18 protein-coding genes are annotated in these 17,731 nt (G+C 40.9%); 16 read left to right on the forward strand and 2 right to left on the reverse strand.

Going from position 1 to position 17,731, the window contains the following annotated elements; genetic code table 11:
* Positions 1 to 160 precede the first annotated feature (160 nt).
* Both rluC and AN944_RS09740 read left to right on the forward strand, forming a co-directional pair.
* Positions 161 to 1,117, forward strand: coding sequence for a 23S rRNA pseudouridine(955/2504/2580) synthase RluC (gene rluC / locus AN944_RS09735; protein WP_055024417.1), 957 nt, complete (start codon positions 161 to 163; stop codon positions 1,115 to 1,117).
* The gene (locus AN944_RS09740) at positions 1,114 to 1,770 is read left to right on the forward strand and encodes an HAD-IA family hydrolase (protein WP_082419980.1); all 657 of its coding nucleotides are present in this window, start codon (positions 1,114 to 1,116) and stop codon (positions 1,768 to 1,770) included. The genes rluC and AN944_RS09740 overlap by 4 nt, the downstream gene beginning before the upstream one ends.
* A gap of 167 nt (positions 1,771 to 1,937) precedes the next feature.
* Here the strand turns inward: AN944_RS09740 and AN944_RS09745 are convergent, their stop codons facing one another.
* The gene (locus AN944_RS09745; RefSeq protein ID WP_055024418.1) at positions 1,938 to 2,549 is read right to left on the reverse strand and encodes a nucleoside triphosphate pyrophosphatase; all 612 of its coding nucleotides are present in this window, start codon (positions 2,547 to 2,549) and stop codon (positions 1,938 to 1,940) included.
* Between the two features lie 240 nt (positions 2,550 to 2,789).
* On the opposite strand from AN944_RS09745, the gene yceD reads away from it, so the two are divergent.
* From yceD to AN944_RS09795, 10 genes are all read left to right on the forward strand, one after another.
* Positions 2,790 to 3,314, forward strand: coding sequence for a 23S rRNA accumulation protein YceD (yceD, locus tag AN944_RS09750; protein ID WP_055024419.1), 525 nt, complete (start codon positions 2,790 to 2,792; stop codon positions 3,312 to 3,314).
* 17 nt (positions 3,315 to 3,331) lie between these two features.
* Positions 3,332 to 3,502 carry a 50S ribosomal protein L32 gene (rpmF, locus tag AN944_RS09755; RefSeq protein ID WP_011496728.1) on the forward strand — a complete coding sequence of 57 codons (171 nt, stop codon included), beginning with the start codon at positions 3,332 to 3,334 and terminating at the stop codon, positions 3,500 to 3,502.
* A gap of 15 nt (positions 3,503 to 3,517) precedes the next feature.
* A complete protein-coding gene (plsX, locus tag AN944_RS09760; RefSeq protein ID WP_055024420.1) occupies positions 3,518 to 4,546 on the forward strand; it encodes a phosphate acyltransferase PlsX in 1,029 nt (342 codons plus the stop codon).
* A 9-nt stretch (positions 4,547 to 4,555) separates the two neighbouring features.
* A complete protein-coding gene (locus tag AN944_RS09765) occupies positions 4,556 to 5,515 on the forward strand; it encodes a beta-ketoacyl-ACP synthase III (protein ID WP_055024421.1) in 960 nt (319 codons plus the stop codon).
* A 124-nt stretch (positions 5,516 to 5,639) separates the two neighbouring features.
* A complete protein-coding gene (gene fabD / locus AN944_RS09770; protein ID WP_055024422.1) occupies positions 5,640 to 6,566 on the forward strand; it encodes an ACP S-malonyltransferase in 927 nt (308 codons plus the stop codon).
* Positions 6,567 to 6,587: 21 nt separating this feature from the next.
* Positions 6,588 to 7,322, forward strand: coding sequence for a 3-oxoacyl-ACP reductase FabG (gene fabG, locus AN944_RS09775; RefSeq protein WP_200913369.1), 735 nt, complete (start codon positions 6,588 to 6,590; stop codon positions 7,320 to 7,322).
* A 159-nt stretch (positions 7,323 to 7,481) separates the two neighbouring features.
* Complete coding sequence (gene acpP, locus AN944_RS09780; RefSeq protein WP_011496723.1) at positions 7,482 to 7,715, forward strand: acyl carrier protein; 234 nt, start codon at positions 7,482 to 7,484, stop codon at positions 7,713 to 7,715.
* A gap of 197 nt (positions 7,716 to 7,912) precedes the next feature.
* Positions 7,913 to 9,157 carry a beta-ketoacyl-ACP synthase II gene (gene fabF / locus AN944_RS09785; protein ID WP_055024424.1) on the forward strand — a complete coding sequence of 415 codons (1,245 nt, stop codon included), beginning with the start codon at positions 7,913 to 7,915 and terminating at the stop codon, positions 9,155 to 9,157.
* Positions 9,158 to 9,437: 280 nt separating this feature from the next.
* Positions 9,438 to 9,923, forward strand: coding sequence for an acyl-CoA thioesterase (locus AN944_RS09790; RefSeq protein WP_055024425.1), 486 nt, complete (start codon positions 9,438 to 9,440; stop codon positions 9,921 to 9,923).
* A gap of 53 nt (positions 9,924 to 9,976) precedes the next feature.
* Positions 9,977 to 10,849 (forward strand): NAD(P)-dependent oxidoreductase, encoded by an 873-nt coding sequence (locus AN944_RS09795; protein ID WP_055024426.1) that lies wholly within the window; start codon positions 9,977 to 9,979, stop codon positions 10,847 to 10,849.
* Between the two features lie 132 nt (positions 10,850 to 10,981).
* On the opposite strand, the gene AN944_RS09800 is transcribed toward AN944_RS09795, so the two are convergent.
* Positions 10,982 to 12,490 (reverse strand): methyl-accepting chemotaxis protein, encoded by a 1,509-nt coding sequence (locus AN944_RS09800; RefSeq protein ID WP_055024427.1) that lies wholly within the window; start codon positions 12,488 to 12,490, stop codon positions 10,982 to 10,984.
* A 400-nt stretch (positions 12,491 to 12,890) separates the two neighbouring features.
* Between AN944_RS09800 and pheS the strand changes: the two genes are divergently transcribed.
* The 4 genes from pheS to lpxM all read left to right on the forward strand — a co-directional run bounded on the left by pheS (position 12,891) and on the right by lpxM (position 17,711).
* Positions 12,891 to 13,874, forward strand: a complete 984-nt coding sequence (gene pheS / locus AN944_RS09805; RefSeq protein WP_055024428.1) for a phenylalanine--tRNA ligase subunit alpha — start codon at positions 12,891 to 12,893, stop codon at positions 13,872 to 13,874.
* A 15-nt stretch (positions 13,875 to 13,889) separates the two neighbouring features.
* Positions 13,890 to 16,277, forward strand: coding sequence for a phenylalanine--tRNA ligase subunit beta (pheT, locus tag AN944_RS09810; protein ID WP_055024429.1), 2,388 nt, complete (start codon positions 13,890 to 13,892; stop codon positions 16,275 to 16,277).
* A gap of 4 nt (positions 16,278 to 16,281) precedes the next feature.
* On the forward strand, positions 16,282 to 16,581 hold the full coding sequence (ihfA, locus tag AN944_RS09815) for an integration host factor subunit alpha (RefSeq protein ID WP_055024430.1): 300 nt from the start codon (positions 16,282 to 16,284) through the stop codon (positions 16,579 to 16,581).
* 194 nt (positions 16,582 to 16,775) lie between these two features.
* Positions 16,776 to 17,711: a lauroyl-Kdo(2)-lipid IV(A) myristoyltransferase gene (gene lpxM, locus AN944_RS09820; RefSeq protein ID WP_055024431.1), complete on the forward strand. Its 936-nt coding sequence runs from the start codon at positions 16,776 to 16,778 to the stop codon at positions 17,709 to 17,711.
* Positions 17,712 to 17,731 lie beyond the last annotated feature (20 nt).

Genomic DNA, 17,731 nt, shown 5'->3' on the forward strand with positions numbered 1-17,731 from the left:
ATGATTTGAGCTTGTGAACAATTTATTCACTGTTTATCCTCAATCACAGCGCAAATATAGCAATAAACAATTTATACAGCAATAAAAACCACACATTCTTATTGTCCCATCCAAGCGAAACTTAGGGTACAATGTGCCTCGTAATTACTATAGGCGCATCATGAATACAGAAACTCCCACGAAAGTTCAGTTGGTCACCATTGATGAAGATCATTTTGAGCAACGCATTGATAATTTTTTACTCACCAAACTTAAAGGTGTCCCTAAAAGCATGATTTATCGTATTGTGCGAAAGGGCGAGGTTAGAGTTAACAAAAAACGCATTAAACCTGAGTATAAATTACAAATTGATGATGTGGTTCGTATTCCACCAGTCAGAATGGCTGAGAAAGATTACCGAACAGCGCCGTCACCTAAATTATCTAAAGTGACTCAGCTAGAACAACGCATTATTCATGAAGATAATCACTTAATCGTATTAAATAAGCCGGCTGGTATTGCAGTTCACGGTGGCAGTGGTGTGGATTTTGGTGTGATTGAGGGCTTACGCTCTTTGCGTCCACAGCAAAAGTTTTTAGAACTAGTACATCGTCTGGATAAAGATACCTCAGGGGTTCTCCTCATCGCTAAAAAGCGAAGTGCATTAAAGCATTTGCATGATCAGTTACGTAAAAAAACTATGCAAAAAGATTATTTGGCGTTGGTGCGTGGTGATTGGCAAGCGAAAGATAAAGTCGTTAAAGCGCCGCTGTTAAAAATTACTCTTAAGTCTGGTGAACGAATTGTTCGTGTGAATCAAGAGGGGAAGCCTTCTGAAACTCGTTACAAAATCATGCAGCGTTATCAAGGTTGTACCCTTGTAAAGGCAAGCCCTGTCACTGGCCGTACTCATCAAATCCGTGTTCATTGTCAATTTGCGGGCCATGCTATCGCTTGTGATGATAAATATAGCGAACAAAAATTTGATGATGCAATGCGCGAAAAAGGCTTAAATCGCCTATTTTTGCATGCGGCAGAACTTAAATTCATTCATCCAGAAAATGATGAAGTCAAAATAGTGAAAGCGCCATTAGATGACGTATTACAATCAACATTAGAAAAGCTGAAACGCGCATGAATCAAGACACAATTAAGCAGTATGAGTTAGTGATTTTTGATTGGGATGGCACATTAATGGATTCAATTGGTAAGATTGTTGATTGCATGCAATGTGTTGCTAAAGAATTGAATTTACTTGTGCCGTCAGAGCAACAAGTTCGAGACATCATTGGATTGTCTATATTACCAGCGATGGAAAAATTATTTCCTGACAATCCTGAACAATATGATGCATTGCTTGAAGCTTATAAAAACTATTATATGAATATTAACGCGACGCCTTCGCCTTTATTTGATGGTATTGAGTCAGTGCTTTCACAGATTAAAGCCAATGGGCAGACGCTTGCTATCGCGACAGGTAAACGCCGAGCAGGCCTTGACCGTATGCTTACCGAGACAGGCTTAGGTCATTATTTTATTGCAACACGTTCGGCTGATGAGGCGGAATCTAAACCGCATCCATCTATGATTACTTCATTGCTTGAAGAATTGGACATCTGTCCAAGTAAAACGGTAATGATAGGTGATTCAAAATTAGATATTGCGATGGCTAATAATGCTGGCGTGAATAGTATTGCAGTGACTTATGGCGCTCATAGCCTAGAAGATTTACTAACCCAGTCACCGACAAATACAGTTAATTCGCCGCAAGATATTCTGTTGCATATATAAGTCGACTCTTTCACAAAAACTCGTCGACGGTTGCAAAACATGCTTCTATCAGCCGCAGCTCAATCTGCGGCTTTTTATTATTTATTTTTTGGTTAATTAAGCTTTCTACGGGCCTTGTAAACTTCTAGAAGGGGTTGGGTTTTCTAGTAAAATATTATTTGTGTATTTTATTGAGATGTCAGAACGTCTAATCCATGGCATTTTAACAAAGCGATAAGCTTAATCAGTGGCAAACCAATTAATGTATTTGGGTCATCACCAGCTAATTTGTCAAATAGTGCAATTCCTAAGCCTTCAGACTTAAAACTTCCTGCACAATATAACGGTTGCTCAAGCTCTACGTAACGAGTTATTTCTTCAAGGGTTAACTGCCTAAAGTGAACAGTAAAGGGTTCTACGATGGAATGGGCTTGTAAACTATCGCTATTAATGACACTAAGGCCAGTATAAAAGGTGATAGCTTGGCCTGAAGCTTGTTGTAATTGTTTGATTGCATTGTCTTGTGTCAGTGGTTTACCGATAATATTGCCATTAATAACGGCTACTTGATCTGAACCAATGACCAGTGCCTCATCGTTTGTCTGACTTGTTTGCTGATATAGTTTAGCCCCTGCGAGAGCCTTGGCTTTTGCTAGTCTTAATACCAACTCTTCAGCGGTTTCATTCTCTACTGCTGTCTCGTCTGTTTCAGGTGAAATACAGTCAAATGGAAGCTGCAATTTACTGAGGATTTCTTTGCGATAAATGGATGTTGAAGCTAAGATGATTTTTGTATTCATGGGGTGCGATTCGTCTATTTGTCCAATTGCGACTATATTAAGTCAAAATTGCGTTCAAATGCAGTAAATTTAGTCGGATCGCGCTTGTGATCGCTCGCGGTCACAGGTAATATTTCGCTTCGATCAATTTTAATGTTGGCGTTTTAGTTAATCGTTCATTTTGTTTGGTTATGTATTTAACCGCAATTTGGATAAATTTCCTTTGACTCTAGCGTTTTCAAACTATAATATGCGCGCCTTATGCAAACAGTAAAGATACCAGTATCAATTGATCCTATTCGAACTGCTGCCAGTGGTCTTCGTTATGAAGGCATTGTGCCAGGCAGACAGAATAAGCGATTAAACGAGTTATGTGCTGGCGATTGTTCCGATGTGACAGTGTCGTTAGAATGTGGCGTCGATATTCAGGGGATAGTCTACCTTAGCGGGAAGGCTGTGACGGAGCTCACTCTGCTATGTCAACGTTGCATGACACCATATACCACAGAGGTTACGGTCGACTTCTCCTTTAGTCCTTGTAAGACTCAAGAAGAAATCGATGAGCTCCCGGATGCGTATGAGCCGATTGAGTGCAATGAAATTGGTGAAGTTCGTCTGCATCAGTTGATTGAAGATGAATTGATAATCGCTATGCCAATTATTCCTATGCATCAGAATGCTGATTGCAATCTAGGAACAAGTGACATAGCTGTAGGCGAAATCGAGCCCTCTCAAGAGGAGCGTCCAAATCCGTTTGCAGTGTTAGAAAAACTGAAGAGCAAGTAATCTAGGAGACAAGTCAAATGGCTGTACAACAGAATAAAAAATCACGTTCAAAGCGCGGCATGCGCCGTTCACACGATGCATTGAGCACTGCTCAATTATCTGTAGACGCTACTAGCGGTGAATTACATCTACGTCACAACGTGACTGCTGATGGTTTCTACCGCGGTAAAAAGGTTATCAACAAGTAATTTGTTGCTAATCTTATGACGGATCTGACGCTCGCGTTGGATGTGATGGGGGGCGATAATGGCCCTTCCGTCACAGTGCCTGCAGCCTTGCAGGCACTTAAATTCAATTCCCAACTATCATTAATTCTTGTAGGCAATCAAGCTGAGATTGATCCCTTTTTAGTTGAGATTGACAGTGCCATTCGTGCACGCATTCAAATTGTTCATACCACTGAAGTTATCACCATGGGTGATAGGCCTATTCATGCCATTCGTTCTCGTAAACAAAGTTCTATGCGTCTTGCATTAGAACTTGTTAAAGACGGCAAGGCACAAGCGTGTGTGAGTGCGGGTAATACAGGTGCTTTAATGGCACTCGCTAAAATATTACTCAAAACCTTACCGGGTGTTGATAGACCCGCTTTAGTGAGTTGTTTGCCTGCTGTTACAGGTAAGCCTGTATATCTATTAGATCTTGGCGCTAATGTGTCCTGTGATTCTGAAACCCTTTTTCAGTTTGCTGTCATGGGCTCTGTTTTATGTGAAGCTGTCCATAAACGTGCCAAACCCAAAATTGCATTACTTAATGTCGGAATAGAAGACGTTAAGGGAAATGATCAAGTTCAACAAGCCGCTCAATACTTAATTGATACCGAGCAAGTCAATTACACTGGATTTATTGAAGGTGATGAAATATTCACTGGAAATGTTGATGTCATTGTTTGTGATGGATTTGTCGGCAATATCACTTTAAAAACTTCTGAAGGAATAGCGAAGTTACTCGTACATCAGTTAAAACGAGGCTTAACGCAAGGTTTATTCGTTCGGATGTTGTCTAAACTCCTCGCTCCACGTATACAATCTGTGCTTAGTAAGATGAACCCCGACCACTATAATGGTGCAAGTCTGATAGGATTGCGCGGAATAGTAGTAAAGAGTCACGGAAATGCAGATGAAGCAGCATATTTACAAGCAATTAATTTAGCTGCTACAGAAGCGAAACGTCGTCTTCCAGAAATGATTAAAGATCGTTTGGAGACGATTCTTTTAGACATCAATAACTGATCTCATTATATGCATACAAAAATTCTCGGAACTGGTAGTTATCTACCGGTGCAAGTTCGTAGTAATCACGATCTAGAAAAAATGGTTGAAACTTCAGATCAATGGATTGTGGAGCGTACAGGAATATCTGAACGCCGCATTGCCGCTGAAGATGAAACTGTGACCACGATGGGGTATCAAGCAGCATTACAGGCATTAGAAATGGCCGGTGTTGAGGCCAGTGAGCTTGATATGATTGTTTGTGGTACTACGAGCGCAAGTAATGCTTTTCCTGCTGCCGCATGTGAAATACAAAAATTATTAGGCATTCACACCATTCCTGCTTTTGATATTGCCGCTGCGTGTTCAGGCTTTGTTTATGCATTATCTGTGGCTGATCAGTTTGTTAAAACCGGTGCAGCAAAGAAAGTATTGGTCATAGGTGCTGATGTGTTATCGCGTCTGTGTGATCCTGAAGATAGAACCACAGTGATTTTATTTGGTGACGGCGCTGGTGCAGCCGTGATTGGTGCAAGTGAACAACCCGGTATTATTTCAACGCACATATATGCAGATGGCCGTCAGGGCGATTTATTAAAGTGTTCATTCCCACCAAGAGCGGCAGAGTCGTCAGAAGCCGTTAGCTTCATGACAATGAAAGGGAATGATGTATTCAAATTTGCTGTCACTCAGCTATCACATGTTGTAACTGAAACATTGCGAATTAACAATATCGATAAATCTGAGATTGATTGGTTAGTACCTCATCAAGCTAACTTCAGAATTATCAAAGCAACAGCTAAAAAGTTGGATATGAGTTTAGACAAAGTCGTATTGACCTTAGCAAAGCATGGCAATACTTCTGCTGCATCAGTGCCTATTGCATTGGACGAAGCAGTAAGAGATGGTCGAATTCAACGTGGTCAGCTTATATTACTTGAAGCATTCGGTGGCGGATTTGCTTGGGGTAGTGCATTAGTAAGATTCTAGATTTTTTGTAATATCACCAGTAAGCTACTAGACACCTAAAGACATAGATTTCTGTGTCTTTTTATTTATAGTATTGGTGAAGTTCTATTTCATTTTTCATGAACGAAAAAAGGTAATAATTATAATGGAAAATATGGCTTTCGTTTTTCCTGGACAAGGTTCACAAGCTGTTGGCATGTTAGCTGATCTTGCGGTTGAATTTCCCATTGTCACAGAAACTTTTTCTCAAGCAAGTGCGGTTTTAGGTTACGACTTATGGGCGTTAACACAAGATGGTCCTGCTGAAAAACTTAATGAAACAGATAAAACTCAACCTGCATTATTAACAGCAAGTGTTGCTATTTGGCGTGCGTATGAAGAAAGTGGTGCAGCTAAGCCTGCATTACTAGCAGGTCATAGTTTGGGTGAGTACTCAGCACTAGTTTGCGGTGGCGTAATAGCATTTGAAGACGCAGTGAAATTAGTTGAGCTGCGTGGCCAATTAATGCAACAAGCGGTTCCTGCTGGAACAGGGGCAATGTTTGCTGTAATTGGTCTAGATAACGATTCAATTGCAAAAGCCTGTGAAGAGTCTGCCAATGGTGCAGTCGTCAGTCCGGTAAACTTTAACAGCCCAGGCCAAGTGGTTATTGCTGGTGAAAAAGAAGCAACTGAAAGAGCTGCTGCTGCATGTAAAGCTGCTGGTGCTAAAATGGCTGTTGCACTACCTGTGAGTGTGCCTTCACATTGTGCACTTATGAAACCTGCGGCAGAAAAGCTTGCTGCCGCACTTGAAGCTATTACGTTTAATGAGCCAACAATCAATGTTATCAATAACGTTGATGTTGCTGCTCCTACGTCAGAGTCAGATATAAAAGATGCGTTGGTACGCCAATTATATTGCCCAGTGCGCTGGAGCGAAACAATTGAGTTTATTGCTTCTCAAGGTGTTACTGAACTTGTTGAAATGGGACCTGGAAAAGTACTAACAGGGTTAACAAAAAGAATAAATAAATCGTTAAAGGGGCAAGCTGTGAATAATGCTGCGTCTTTATCTGCTTTAATCCAATAAGGAAAAGACATGAGCATTAGCATGAATTTAACAGGCAAAGTAGCTTTAGTTACAGGTGCAAGCCGTGGTATCGGCCGCGCTATATCAGAAACTCTGGTTGAAGCTGGCGCTGTAGTTATTGGTACAGCAACAAGTGAGAAAGGTGCTGCAGCAATTCAAGATTACCTTGGTGATAAAGGTCATGGTTTAGTTTTAAACGTCACCGATAGTGAGTCAGTTGCGCAATTATTCGCCCAGATCAAAGAAAAAGCCGGTGATGTTGATATTCTGATTAACAATGCGGGTATTACTCGTGATAATTTATTGATGAGAATGAAAGATGATGAGTGGCAAGATATCGTTGACACCAATTTGACTTCACTGTTTAGATTATCTAAACCTGTTATGCGTTCTATGATGAAAAAACGTAATGGCCGCATTATTAATATTGGCTCAGTTGTAGGTACAATGGGCAATGCAGGGCAAGTAAATTACTCTGCGGCAAAAGCTGGATTGATCGGATTTACAAAATCTCTTGCTAGAGAGGTTGCATCTCGTCAAATAACAGTTAATGCTATTGCACCAGGTTTCATTCAAACTGATATGACTGATGAGCTAAATGAAGAGCAACAACAAGCCATTATGTCTCAAGTTCCAATGGAACGTTTAGGACAAGCACAAGAAATTGCTAATGCTGTTTTATTCTTGGCATCTGACTCAGCTGCTTACATAACAGGTGAAACCCTGCATGTAAATGGCGGAATGTACATGGTTTAATCGCCTTTTATGGCAACGACTTTATTGAATCTCGTTTGATATCAAAGTATGATAATTTTCGTGGTTAGACCACGAAAACTAAGCTTGCATTGTCAGCTGGATCGAATAAACTACTCGCAATCTTACGCAAGTGTGTAATTTGAATAGGAAAGAAAACTAATGAGCAACATCGAAGAACGTGTAAAGAAAATCATCATTGAGCAACTTGGCGTTAAAGAAGAAGACGTTAAATCAGCTGCATCATTCGTAGACGATTTAGGTGCAGATTCTCTGGACACTGTTGAATTGGTTATGGCTCTAGAAGAAGAGTTTGACACCGAGATCCCTGATGAAGAAGCTGAAAAGATCACTACTGTTCAAGCAGCGATCGATTACGTTTCAAAGAATCAGTAATCCCAGATTTACAAAAACAGGTGGCATTTATGCCGCCTGTTTTTGTTTCTGAAGTCGATTTTTTTCGACTAGACTTATTTTCAACGCGTTAATCCTTCTGCTCGATTCTTATCTGCCCAATTAACCTTGTTTGTTGGTGATGGATTAACCAATTATCTTTATTTGGCTTATGCCTATTTATTTCAAAGGTGAATACTGTGTCTAAACGTCGTGTCGTGATTACAGGCCTAGGACTAGTTACTCCAGTGGGTAACGATGTTGATACTTCTTGGCAGTCTTTATTAGCGGGTAAAAGTGGTATTGCACCCATAACTAAATTTGATGCATCTGAATACGGAACTCGTTTCAGCGGTTCAGTAAAAGACTTTGACGTCGAACAGTACTTATCACGCAAAGATGCACGCAAAATGGATTTATTTATCCAATATGGTATGGCTGCTGGTATTCAAGCCATGAACGATGCCGGTTTGGATATGTCACAAGAAAACCCTGCAAGAGTGGGTACCGCGATTGGTGCGGGAATGGGCGGAATGCCATTAATCGAACAAAACCATGCCGCATTATTAAAGTCTGGTCCTCGTAAAGTGTCTCCATTTTTTGTGCCGAGTACCATTATCAATATGATCTCAGGTCACTTATCAATAAAATATGGTATGACAGGCCCGAACTTTGCTGTAACAACAGCTTGTACGACAGGTGTCCACAATATCGGTTTTGCTGCACGTACAATCGCCTACGGTGATGCAGATGTCATGGTTGCTGGCGGCGCAGAGGATGTGACTTGTCCATTAGCTGTTGCCGGGTTTGGTTCAGCAAAAGCATTATCAACACGCAATGATGACCCAACGGCAGCAAGTCGTCCATGGGATAAAGACCGTGACGGTTTTGTTATTGGTGACGGCGCTGGTGTAATGGTTATGGAAGAATACGAACATGCCAAAGCACGTGGTGCAAAAATCTATGCTGAGTTAGTTGGTTTTGGCATGAGTGGTGATGCATTCCACATGACATCACCTCCAGCTGATGGTGCAGGCGCTGCAGCAGCAATGGAAAATGCCATCAATGATGCGCAAATTGACAATGAAAAAGTGGGTTACATCAATGCCCATGGCACTTCAACTCCTGCTGGAGATAAAGCAGAAGCTGCAGCGGTTAAGTCAGTATTTGGTGAACATGCTTATAATTTATTAGTCAGCTCCACTAAATCTATGACAGGACACTTGCTCGGTGCTGCGGGTTCTGTAGAAGCCATTGTGACCATTCTTGCTTTACGAGATCAAATCGTACCGCCAACCATTAATCTTGATAATCCGGATGAAGGTTGTGATTTAGATTTTGTGCCTCACACTGCTAAAGCGCATCGTTTTGACTATGCATTATGTAATTCATTTGGCTTTGGCGGCACCAACGGTTCGCTTTTATTTAAAAAAGGCGATGCGTAAAGCGTGCAAAGTGAGTGTGTTACTTTAATTAAAAGTGTGAATAAGCAGTAACTCTGGTTACTGCTTTTTTTTGGCCTGCTTTTTTCTATAACGACCGTTTTTAAGTTTATTTTACTCATAGGCCTCACTTTCAGAATTAAAATGAAGAATGTTTGATTTATTGCGGTTTAAATTATAATTATTCATTCAATCGAGATATTTATTTAAACTTAGGCGTTTTTAACCACTTCTGATTAGAAATATCGTAAACTGGCGACAGTGCATAAAATTAGGAGGCATAATGGCCGGAGTAGACAGAGAAATTACATTACGATTTTTAGCAGAGCCAGCAGATGTCAATTTTGGCGGCAAAGTCCATGGTGGCGCCGTGATGAAATGGATTGATTTGGCAGCCTATGCAGGCGCAGCAGGTTGGAGCGGTAAATACTGTATTACTGTTTATGCAGGCGGTATCAGGTTCGTAAAACCGATTCATGTGGGTAATATTGTTGAAGTCAGCGCCAAAGTTATTTATACCGGCACATCTTCTATGCATTTAGGTATTGATGTAAAAGCTGGCGATCCTAAAGAACCTGAACGTCACTTAACGACTCATTGTATTGTGATTATGGTTGCAGTAGACGATGACGGTAAACCGACTTCCGTACCTGAATGGATCCCGGAAACTGAGGATGATATTCGATTACGAGATTCTGCACTAAGATTGATGGACATGCGTAAACGCATTGGCGCAGAAATGGAAGCCCATGTAAAACCAGCGCTTTAAAGGTTACAATCAATACGTTTTCATCTCATAAATAACAATGATAAGGGAAAGGTATGGCAAAGGTCGCTTTTATTGGTTTAGGTGTAATGGGTTATCCAATGGCGGGGCATCTGGTAAAACAGGGGCATCAAGTGACGGTTTATAATCGTACTACGGCCAAAGCAGAGCAATGGACTAAAGATTACACTGGCCAATTAGCGTTGACACCCAAGTTAGCCGCAGAAGATCAAGAAATCGTATTTACTTGTGTTGGCAATGACGAAGACTTAAAACAAGTTATTCTTGGCGAAAATGGTGTTATTCATGGTATTGCTGATGGCGCTATTTTAGTCGATCACACGACAGCTTCAGCTGATGTTGCTCGAGATATTTCGGCCATATTAGCAAGTAAAAATATCGAGTTTATGGATGCACCTGTATCTGGCGGTCAAGCTGGCGCTGAGAATGGCGTGTTGACTGTGATGATGGGTGGAAAACAAAACGTATTCGAACAAGTCAAACCTGTTATTGATGCCTACAGTCGTTGTGCTGAGCTTTTAGGTGAAGTCGGGGCCGGTCAATTAACAAAAATGGTTAATCAAATTTGTATTGCGGGTGTGGTTCAGGGCTTAGCCGAAGGATTACATTTTGCTAAAAGTGCAGGGCTTGATGGATTAAAAGTTGTAGAGGTGATCAGCAAAGGCGCTGCGCAAAGCTGGCAAATGGAAAATCGTTACCAAACCATGTGGCAGGGTGAATATGATTTTGGCTTTGCTATTGATTGGATGCGTAAAGATTTAGGCATTGCACTTGCTGAAGGGCGTAAAAATGGCAGCCATTTACCAGTGACTGCATTAGTTGATCAATTCTACTCAGAAGTACAAGCAATGAAAGGTAACCGTTGGGATACCTCAAGTTTGCTAGCAAGACTTGAAAAAAACCGTTAACAGTCATTATTTACGTTTGACATAAAAGCGCGTTAACTGAATTGTTAACGCGCTTTTTCGTTTATGGTGCTTTTTATAAAGTTCTTTTTAATTAAAGGCTTTGTTAAAGACGTTTTATCAAATTATGAGGTGTTAAACCTTCAAACCTATCATCAACTTATCTAACGCTTCAGCGGTGCGATTAAGTTCATCACAACCAGACACGGACATATTGGCCGCTTCTTCAACGTTATGAGACTGGTTCCTGATTTCCATCAAGTTTGATGCAATTTCGTTTGCTACTGCTGATTGTTCCTCTGCAGAAGTGGCTATTAACACACTCATTTCAAATACCTTACCACTGTGATGAGCAATACTTGCTAAATCCTCACCTGTTTGAAGTACATGTTTCTTGCCTTCTTCAGCCTGCTCGACGGTACGAGACATCACTTGAGTAAGGTTTTGTGAGCCAGACTGTAATGCTTCAATCATGGTTTTGATTTCAACTGTTGCAGATTGCGTGCGACCTGCAAGTGTTCTGACTTCATCAGCAACGACAGCAAAACCTCTTCCTTGCTCTCCGGCTCTTGCTGCTTCAATTGCGGCATTCAGAGCGAGTAGGTTGGTTTGCTCAGAAATAGCATTAATTGTTGTAACAACAGCATCAATCTTACTGGCGTTATCATTTAATACATTAACAGCATCAGATGCGTCAGCAATTTCTGTTGACAATAAATCAATGGCTTGCACCGTTGTGGCAATGTCTTCAGAGCCTGCGGTAACTTGATTATTTGCCTCTTGTGTCTCTGATGACGATTGCTCTGCGTTTCGGGCAACTTCTTTTACTGCAGCTGTCATTTCTTCCATCGCAGTCGCTAATGAATCTAAATGTTGGCGCTGATTCACTGCTACCGATTGACCGTCCTCAGCAGTTGCTCTAAACGATTGTACAACCTGCCTTATTTGCTCTGTTGCCTGTGACATTTGTAAGACAAGTTTATGTTGCCTGTCTACTAACGTATCGACACTAATTGCTAATAAACTAAACTCATCAGGTACTTCAAAAAAGTTTAATCGACTACTCAAATCACCGTCTGCTGCGCGTCTCAATGCCATTACTGTGGTATACAATGCACCACCTATGAAGGTTGAAATATAGTAAGAAAAAAGCAAAATGATGATGATGATTACAGCGGTTAAAGCATAGGCTAAGCTATTATTTTTACCAGCTTTTTTTTCTATATTGCTATGAGGGATTAATGTGGTGATGACAATATCGTAATTATTAATGTTACTCAGCACTTCAAATCCAGCTGCTGTTTCAATTGAGCCACCACCTTGACGTGCCATTTGTTGAGCTTGGTGGCCTAATGATGAAACATTGACAGCGTTACTATTGCCGTTGATATTTGATAAAAAGGTTTGTTTTTGTTCTTCATTAAGCAAGTCTAGTGCGACTTCTACAGCGTGGTTATAAGTGTTATTGAGCGCGATAGCTTCATCTATTTCTGCTTCTGCTAACGTCGTTTTAAAACTAGTGGTTAACGCTATCGTAAGTAACAAAATCAGTAAAATTGGCACCATGGCCAAAATGGTGAATTTTGCCTTTATTGTTAGTTTTATTAAAAATTGGTCAATCCATCTAAATTTTACTTCTTTCATGTACGCCTCTACATAATATGACTCGCTACTAATGTATATCGGATCTTGTTCGGTAAACTTTAGTTGGATTATAAATTGCTGGTTTTTTGCTCATATTTTATGGTGGAGTCAAGATAGAAGCTGTTGTGAATTGCTTAAGTTTGATGTGAGATTTATGTGTCAATACAATCCATTAAACATATACATGACTTGATGAGCTAAAAGCGTATAAATACTCAATTTTACTGCCTTAAATTGTAATAAATGCTAGTAAAATTAACCTAGCTCACGTAAAATTCCATCTTTTGTTTTAACCCCATGCTCTAAGTGTAAAGCGTGCTTTAACACTAAGACTAATAATGTCGCCTGAACCTTAGGCGCCCTAACGCATTTGATATGCAAGAATGCAGTGGAAGATATAATGCAGCAGTTAACTGAGATCGTAGAACAAGCCTTAGAAGTGATAGGTAAGGCCAGTGATCTAAAGGCATTGGATGATATCCGTGTCGATTACCTTGGTAAGAAAGGTAAAATCACTGACATGATGAAATTAATGGGCAGCTTAAGCCCAGCAGAAAAGCCTGCTTTTGGACAAGCAGTCAACCAAGCTAAACAAGCTGTACAGAAAGAACTTTCTGCACGCATTGAAGGCTTAAAATCTGCGGAATTAGAAGCACAACTTATCGCTGAAAAAATCGATGTGACGTTACCCGGTCGTACAATTGAGATGGGTGGACTTCATCCTGTCACACGTACTATCGAACGTATCGAAACTTTCTTTGGTGAACTTGGTTTCTCAGTTAAGAATGGTCCTGAAATTGAAGATGACTTCCATAACTTCGATGCACTAAATATTTCAGAACATCATCCTGCACGTGCCGATCACGATACCTTTTATTTTAACCCTAAAGTCATGCTACGCACGCAGACTTCAGGTGTTCAAATCCGCACGATGGAACATGAAAAACCACCATTACGTATTATTTCTCCAGGCCGTGTTTATCGTAATGACTATGATCAGACTCATACGCCAATGTTCCACCAAGTTGAAGGCTTGTTAGTGGATGAAAAAGTTAATTTTGCGGAACTTAAAGGCATTTTACATGACTTTTTACGCAACTTTTTCGAGGAAGATTTGCAAGTTCGTTTCCGCCCATCTTACTTCCCGTTCACTGAGCCATCAGCTGAAGTTGATGTAATGGGTAAAAACGGTAAATGGCTAGAAGTATTAGGTTGTGGCATGGTACATCCTAATGTGCTTCGCAGTGTCGGTATCGACCCTGAAAAATACTCTGGTTTTGCTTTTGGTATGGGTGTTGAGCGTTTAACGATGCTGCGTTACGGCGTTAACGACCTACGTGCCTTCTTCGAAAACGATTTACGTTTTCTTAAGCAATTCAAATAACGGAGCAATAAACAGATGAAATTCAGTGAATCTTGGCTTCGTGAATGGGTTAACCCATCAGTAAGCCGTGAAGACTTATCTCACCAAATCACTATGGCAGGTCTTGAAGTAGATGGCGTAGATGCAGTAGCGGGTGAGTTTAGTGGTGTCGTTGTGGGTGAAGTGGTTGAATGTGGCCAACACCCAGATGCAGACAAATTACGTGTAACAAAAATTAACGTAGGTGATGAAGAACTTATCGACATCGTCTGTGGCGCACCTAATTGCCGCTTAGGATTAAAAGTTGCGGTTGCTATGGTAGGCGCAGTGCTTCCTGGCGATTTCAAAATCAAAAAAGCTAAATTACGTGGCCAACCATCATTTGGTATGTTGTGTTCGTACGGTGAATTAGGTATCGACATCGAAAGTGATGGCATTATCGAATTACCAACAGATGCACCTATTGGCAAAGATGTGCGTGAATACCTAGATCTTAACGATGCGGTTATTGATGTAGATTTAACGGCTAACCGTGCTGATTGTCTTGGTATGGCAGGTCTTGCTCGTGAAGTTGGTGTATTAAATCGTGAGACTGTGACAGAGCCTACATGGGAAGCTGTGACAGCTACAATCGACGATAAAGTGGCAATTAATGTTATTGCTGATGAAGCGTGTCCTCGATACTTAGGCCGTGTGGTTAAGAATGTTAACCTTGCTGCAGCAACCCCATTATGGATGCAAGAAAAATTACGCCGTAGTGGTATTCGCTCAATTGATCCAATCGTTGATATCACCAACTACGTCTTGATTGAGTACGGCCAGCCAATGCATGCTTTTGATTTAGCAACGCTAACTGGTGAGATTCAAGTACGTTTAAGTGATGGTGTAGAAAAGCTGACATTGCTTGATGGCAATGAAGTGACTGTACCTGATGACACTTTAGTTATTGCTGATGACAGTGGTTCTATAGCGTTGGCTGGTGTGTTTGGCGGCGAAAAAACAGGTGTGACTGAGAAGACTCAAGATATCTTGTTAGAGTGTGCATTCTTTGCTCCGCTTGCGATCATGGGTAAATCACGCCGCTTAGGTCTACATACCGATGCTTCACATCGTTTTGAGCGTGGTGTTGACCCAGAACTACAACACAAAGTAATGGATCGTGCTACGCGCCTTGTATTAGATATTTGTGGCGGCGAAGCAGGCCCTGTGGAAGAAGCTGTTACAGAAGCAAATTTACCTAAGCCGGTTAACTTAACGCTTCGTCGTAGCAAACTAGATAAGATTTTAGGTCATCATATCCCTGATACTGATGTGACTGAAATCCTTGAACGTTTAGGCTTCACCGTGACTGCCAAAGCCGACACATGGGACGTTGTTACTGCAACTTACCGTTTCGATATGGCGATTGAAGAAGATTTGATTGAAGAAGTTGCGCGGATTTATGGATATAACAATATCCCGAATATTGCGCCTGTTGCTTCGTTAACCATGTCTGATCACAAAGAAGCAGATATTTCATTACGTAAAGTACGTAATGTACTAGTCGCTCGTGGTTTCCAAGAGGCAGTGACGTATAGCTTTGTAGATCCTAAGCAGCAAAACCTTGTTCATCCTGACGCGCCAGCAATGATTCTACCGAACCCTATTTCAGTAGAAATGTCAGCAATGCGTTTATCTATGTTCACTGGACTATTAACGTCAGTAGGCTATAACCAAAGTCGTCAACAAGGTCGAGTGCGTTTATTCGAGACAGGTTTACGCTTTGTACCTGATGCCAAAGCAGATTCTGGTGTTAGACAAGAACCAATGATTGGTGCGGTAATTTCTGGTGTTCAAAATGACGAACATTGGTCTATGGACTCAAAAACTGTCGACTTCTTTGATTTAAAAGGTGATTTAGAATCAATTATCGGCTTGACAGTTTCAACTTCTGAATTTACTTTTAGAAGTGCAACACATTCTGCTCTTCACCCAGGGCAATGTGCTGAAATACTACGAAATAATCAAGTTATTGGTATCATTGGTGCTGTCCATCCTAGTTTGGAAAAGCCTTTTGGACTCAATGGCAAAACAATTATTTTTGAGTTAGAACTGGACGCTTTACTGCATGCCAGTTTGCCGCTAGCCCAGACTGTATCTAAGTTTCCTGCAAATCGACGTGATATTGCTGTTGTTGTTGATGAAGAAGTTTCTGCAACTAATGTTATGAATTTGATAAGAAAAGTTGGCGAAAATCAGTTGGTTGGCTTAAACTTGTTCGACGTATACCGAGGTAAAGGTGTAGAGGCTGGCAAAAAGAGCTTAGCAATCGCACTTACATTACAAGACATTACTCGTACACTTGAAGAAAAAGACATTACTGAAACAGTTGATTCAGTTGTCTCTGCACTTAAGACCGAGTTCAACGCATCGTTGAGGGATTAAAAGTATGGCACTTACCAAAGCCGAAATGGCAGAACATCTTTTTGAAACGCTGGGCATTAACAAACGTGTTGCCAAAGAGATGGTTGAGTCTTTCTTTGAAGAAATTAGAGAAGCTCTTGAAAGTGGTGAGCAGGTCAAGTTATCTGGCTTTGGAAACTTTGATCTGCGCGATAAGAATCAAAGACCGGGAAGGAACCCAAAAACTGGTGAAGATATTCCGATTTCAGCCCGTCGTGTTGTGACTTTCCGTCCAGGACAAAAGCTGAAAACTCGAGTAGAAGAATCTAACTCGGCTAAGAAATAATTTCGCTTTCGTTGTAAAAGCCACTCTGAAGAGTGGCTTTTTTGTTTGTATATTTAGCAAAACATCAACGATTGTCGTGAATGGCGTTAAAATGTGTGCCGTTGGAATCATATAATTGGTATTATATGACGTTGAAACATTCCTTTTGTTTATATCGTTTTTTGTTCGTGTTGTTGTAATCTCTGAGGTTTCTTTTGGCTAGACAAGCAAAACATTTCGATCGTCGGTTCACTCTTTCCTTACTTCACCCACGATATTGGGGCTCATGGTTAGCAATTGCTGTTTTATTTATTTTTGGCATCTTACCTGTCAGAGTACGTGATCCCATTTCTCGTTTACTGGCTAAGGTAGTGATGCGAATTGCTAAAAAACCTATTCAAGTGGCACGGATTAATATTCAAACGTGTTTTCCTGAAAAGTCTGCTGATGAAGTAGAGTCGCTAATTAAAGCAAACGTGGATATGTTTGTTTTAGCCTTGTTGTCACAAGCTGAGCTTTTGATTAGGTCAAATGAGCATATTAAACGTCGAGTGACGATAGCTGGTTATGAACATGTACAAGCTGCGAGGGACGCGGGCCAACCCATTATCTTTATTATGCCTCATGTTTGGCCGATTGATTATGCTGGGATCAGGTTAAATTTAGCATTACCAATGGTAACCATGGCGAAAGCCCACAGAAACGGTTTGTTTAACTGGTTTAGTAATCGCCTACGTAGTAGTCAAAAAGGGCGGGTTTACATGCGAGAAGCGGGTATACGCGCGTTAATCAGTGAATTACGTCAAGATAACAGTTTCTTTTACTTACCAGATGAAGACTTAGGGCCCGAACAAAGTGTTTTTGCGCCTTTACTTGGAACGGAGAAAGCTACTTTGCCAGTGGTTGGTCGTCTTGCACAGGCAGGTAAGGCGAGGGTTATTCCTGTAAAGATTGGCTATGACACCGAGAAATATCAATTCAACTTAACATTAATGCCTGCAGTTGATGAGCAAGATATGGTGGGCAAGGATAATGAGGCCATCGCGCTTAATAAGATGGTGGAGCAAGTGATTATTGCTTACCCTGAGCAATACATGTGGTTTTTGAAGTTTTTAAAAACAAGGCCAAATGGTCAGTCTGAATTGTATTAGCAGTAACAGTCGCTATTATA

It is taken from the genome of Shewanella sp. P1-14-1, assembly GCF_001401775.1.
GTDB lineage: Bacteria > Pseudomonadota > Gammaproteobacteria > Enterobacterales > Shewanellaceae > Shewanella > Shewanella japonica.

Bases quoted from the DNA above. Each gene is read 5' to 3' on its own strand.
- rluC (WP_055024417.1), top strand. From the start codon at position 161: ATGAATACAGAAACTCCCACGAAAGTTCAGTTGGTCACCATTGATGAA.
- AN944_RS09740 (WP_082419980.1), top strand. From the start codon at position 1,114: ATGAATCAAGACACAATTAAGCAGTATGAGTTAGTGATTTTTGATTGG.
- AN944_RS09745 (WP_055024418.1), bottom strand. From the start codon at position 2,549: ATGAATACAAAAATCATCTTAGCTTCAACATCCATTTATCGCAAAGAA.
- yceD (WP_055024419.1), top strand. From the start codon at position 2,790: ATGCAAACAGTAAAGATACCAGTATCAATTGATCCTATTCGAACTGCT.
- rpmF (WP_011496728.1), top strand. From the start codon at position 3,332: ATGGCTGTACAACAGAATAAAAAATCACGTTCAAAGCGCGGCATGCGC.
- plsX (WP_055024420.1), top strand. From the start codon at position 3,518: ATGACGGATCTGACGCTCGCGTTGGATGTGATGGGGGGCGATAATGGC.
- AN944_RS09765 (WP_055024421.1), top strand. From the start codon at position 4,556: ATGCATACAAAAATTCTCGGAACTGGTAGTTATCTACCGGTGCAAGTT.
- fabD (WP_055024422.1), top strand. From the start codon at position 5,640: ATGGAAAATATGGCTTTCGTTTTTCCTGGACAAGGTTCACAAGCTGTT.
- fabG (WP_200913369.1), top strand. From the start codon at position 6,588: ATGAATTTAACAGGCAAAGTAGCTTTAGTTACAGGTGCAAGCCGTGGT.
- acpP (WP_011496723.1), top strand. From the start codon at position 7,482: ATGAGCAACATCGAAGAACGTGTAAAGAAAATCATCATTGAGCAACTT.
- AN944_RS09790 (WP_055024425.1), top strand. From the start codon at position 9,438: ATGGCCGGAGTAGACAGAGAAATTACATTACGATTTTTAGCAGAGCCA.
- AN944_RS09795 (WP_055024426.1), top strand. From the start codon at position 9,977: ATGGCAAAGGTCGCTTTTATTGGTTTAGGTGTAATGGGTTATCCAATG.
- AN944_RS09800 (WP_055024427.1), bottom strand. From the start codon at position 12,490: ATGAAAGAAGTAAAATTTAGATGGATTGACCAATTTTTAATAAAACTA.
- pheS (WP_055024428.1), top strand. From the start codon at position 12,891: ATGCAGCAGTTAACTGAGATCGTAGAACAAGCCTTAGAAGTGATAGGT.
- pheT (WP_055024429.1), top strand. From the start codon at position 13,890: ATGAAATTCAGTGAATCTTGGCTTCGTGAATGGGTTAACCCATCAGTA.
- ihfA (WP_055024430.1), top strand. From the start codon at position 16,282: ATGGCACTTACCAAAGCCGAAATGGCAGAACATCTTTTTGAAACGCTG.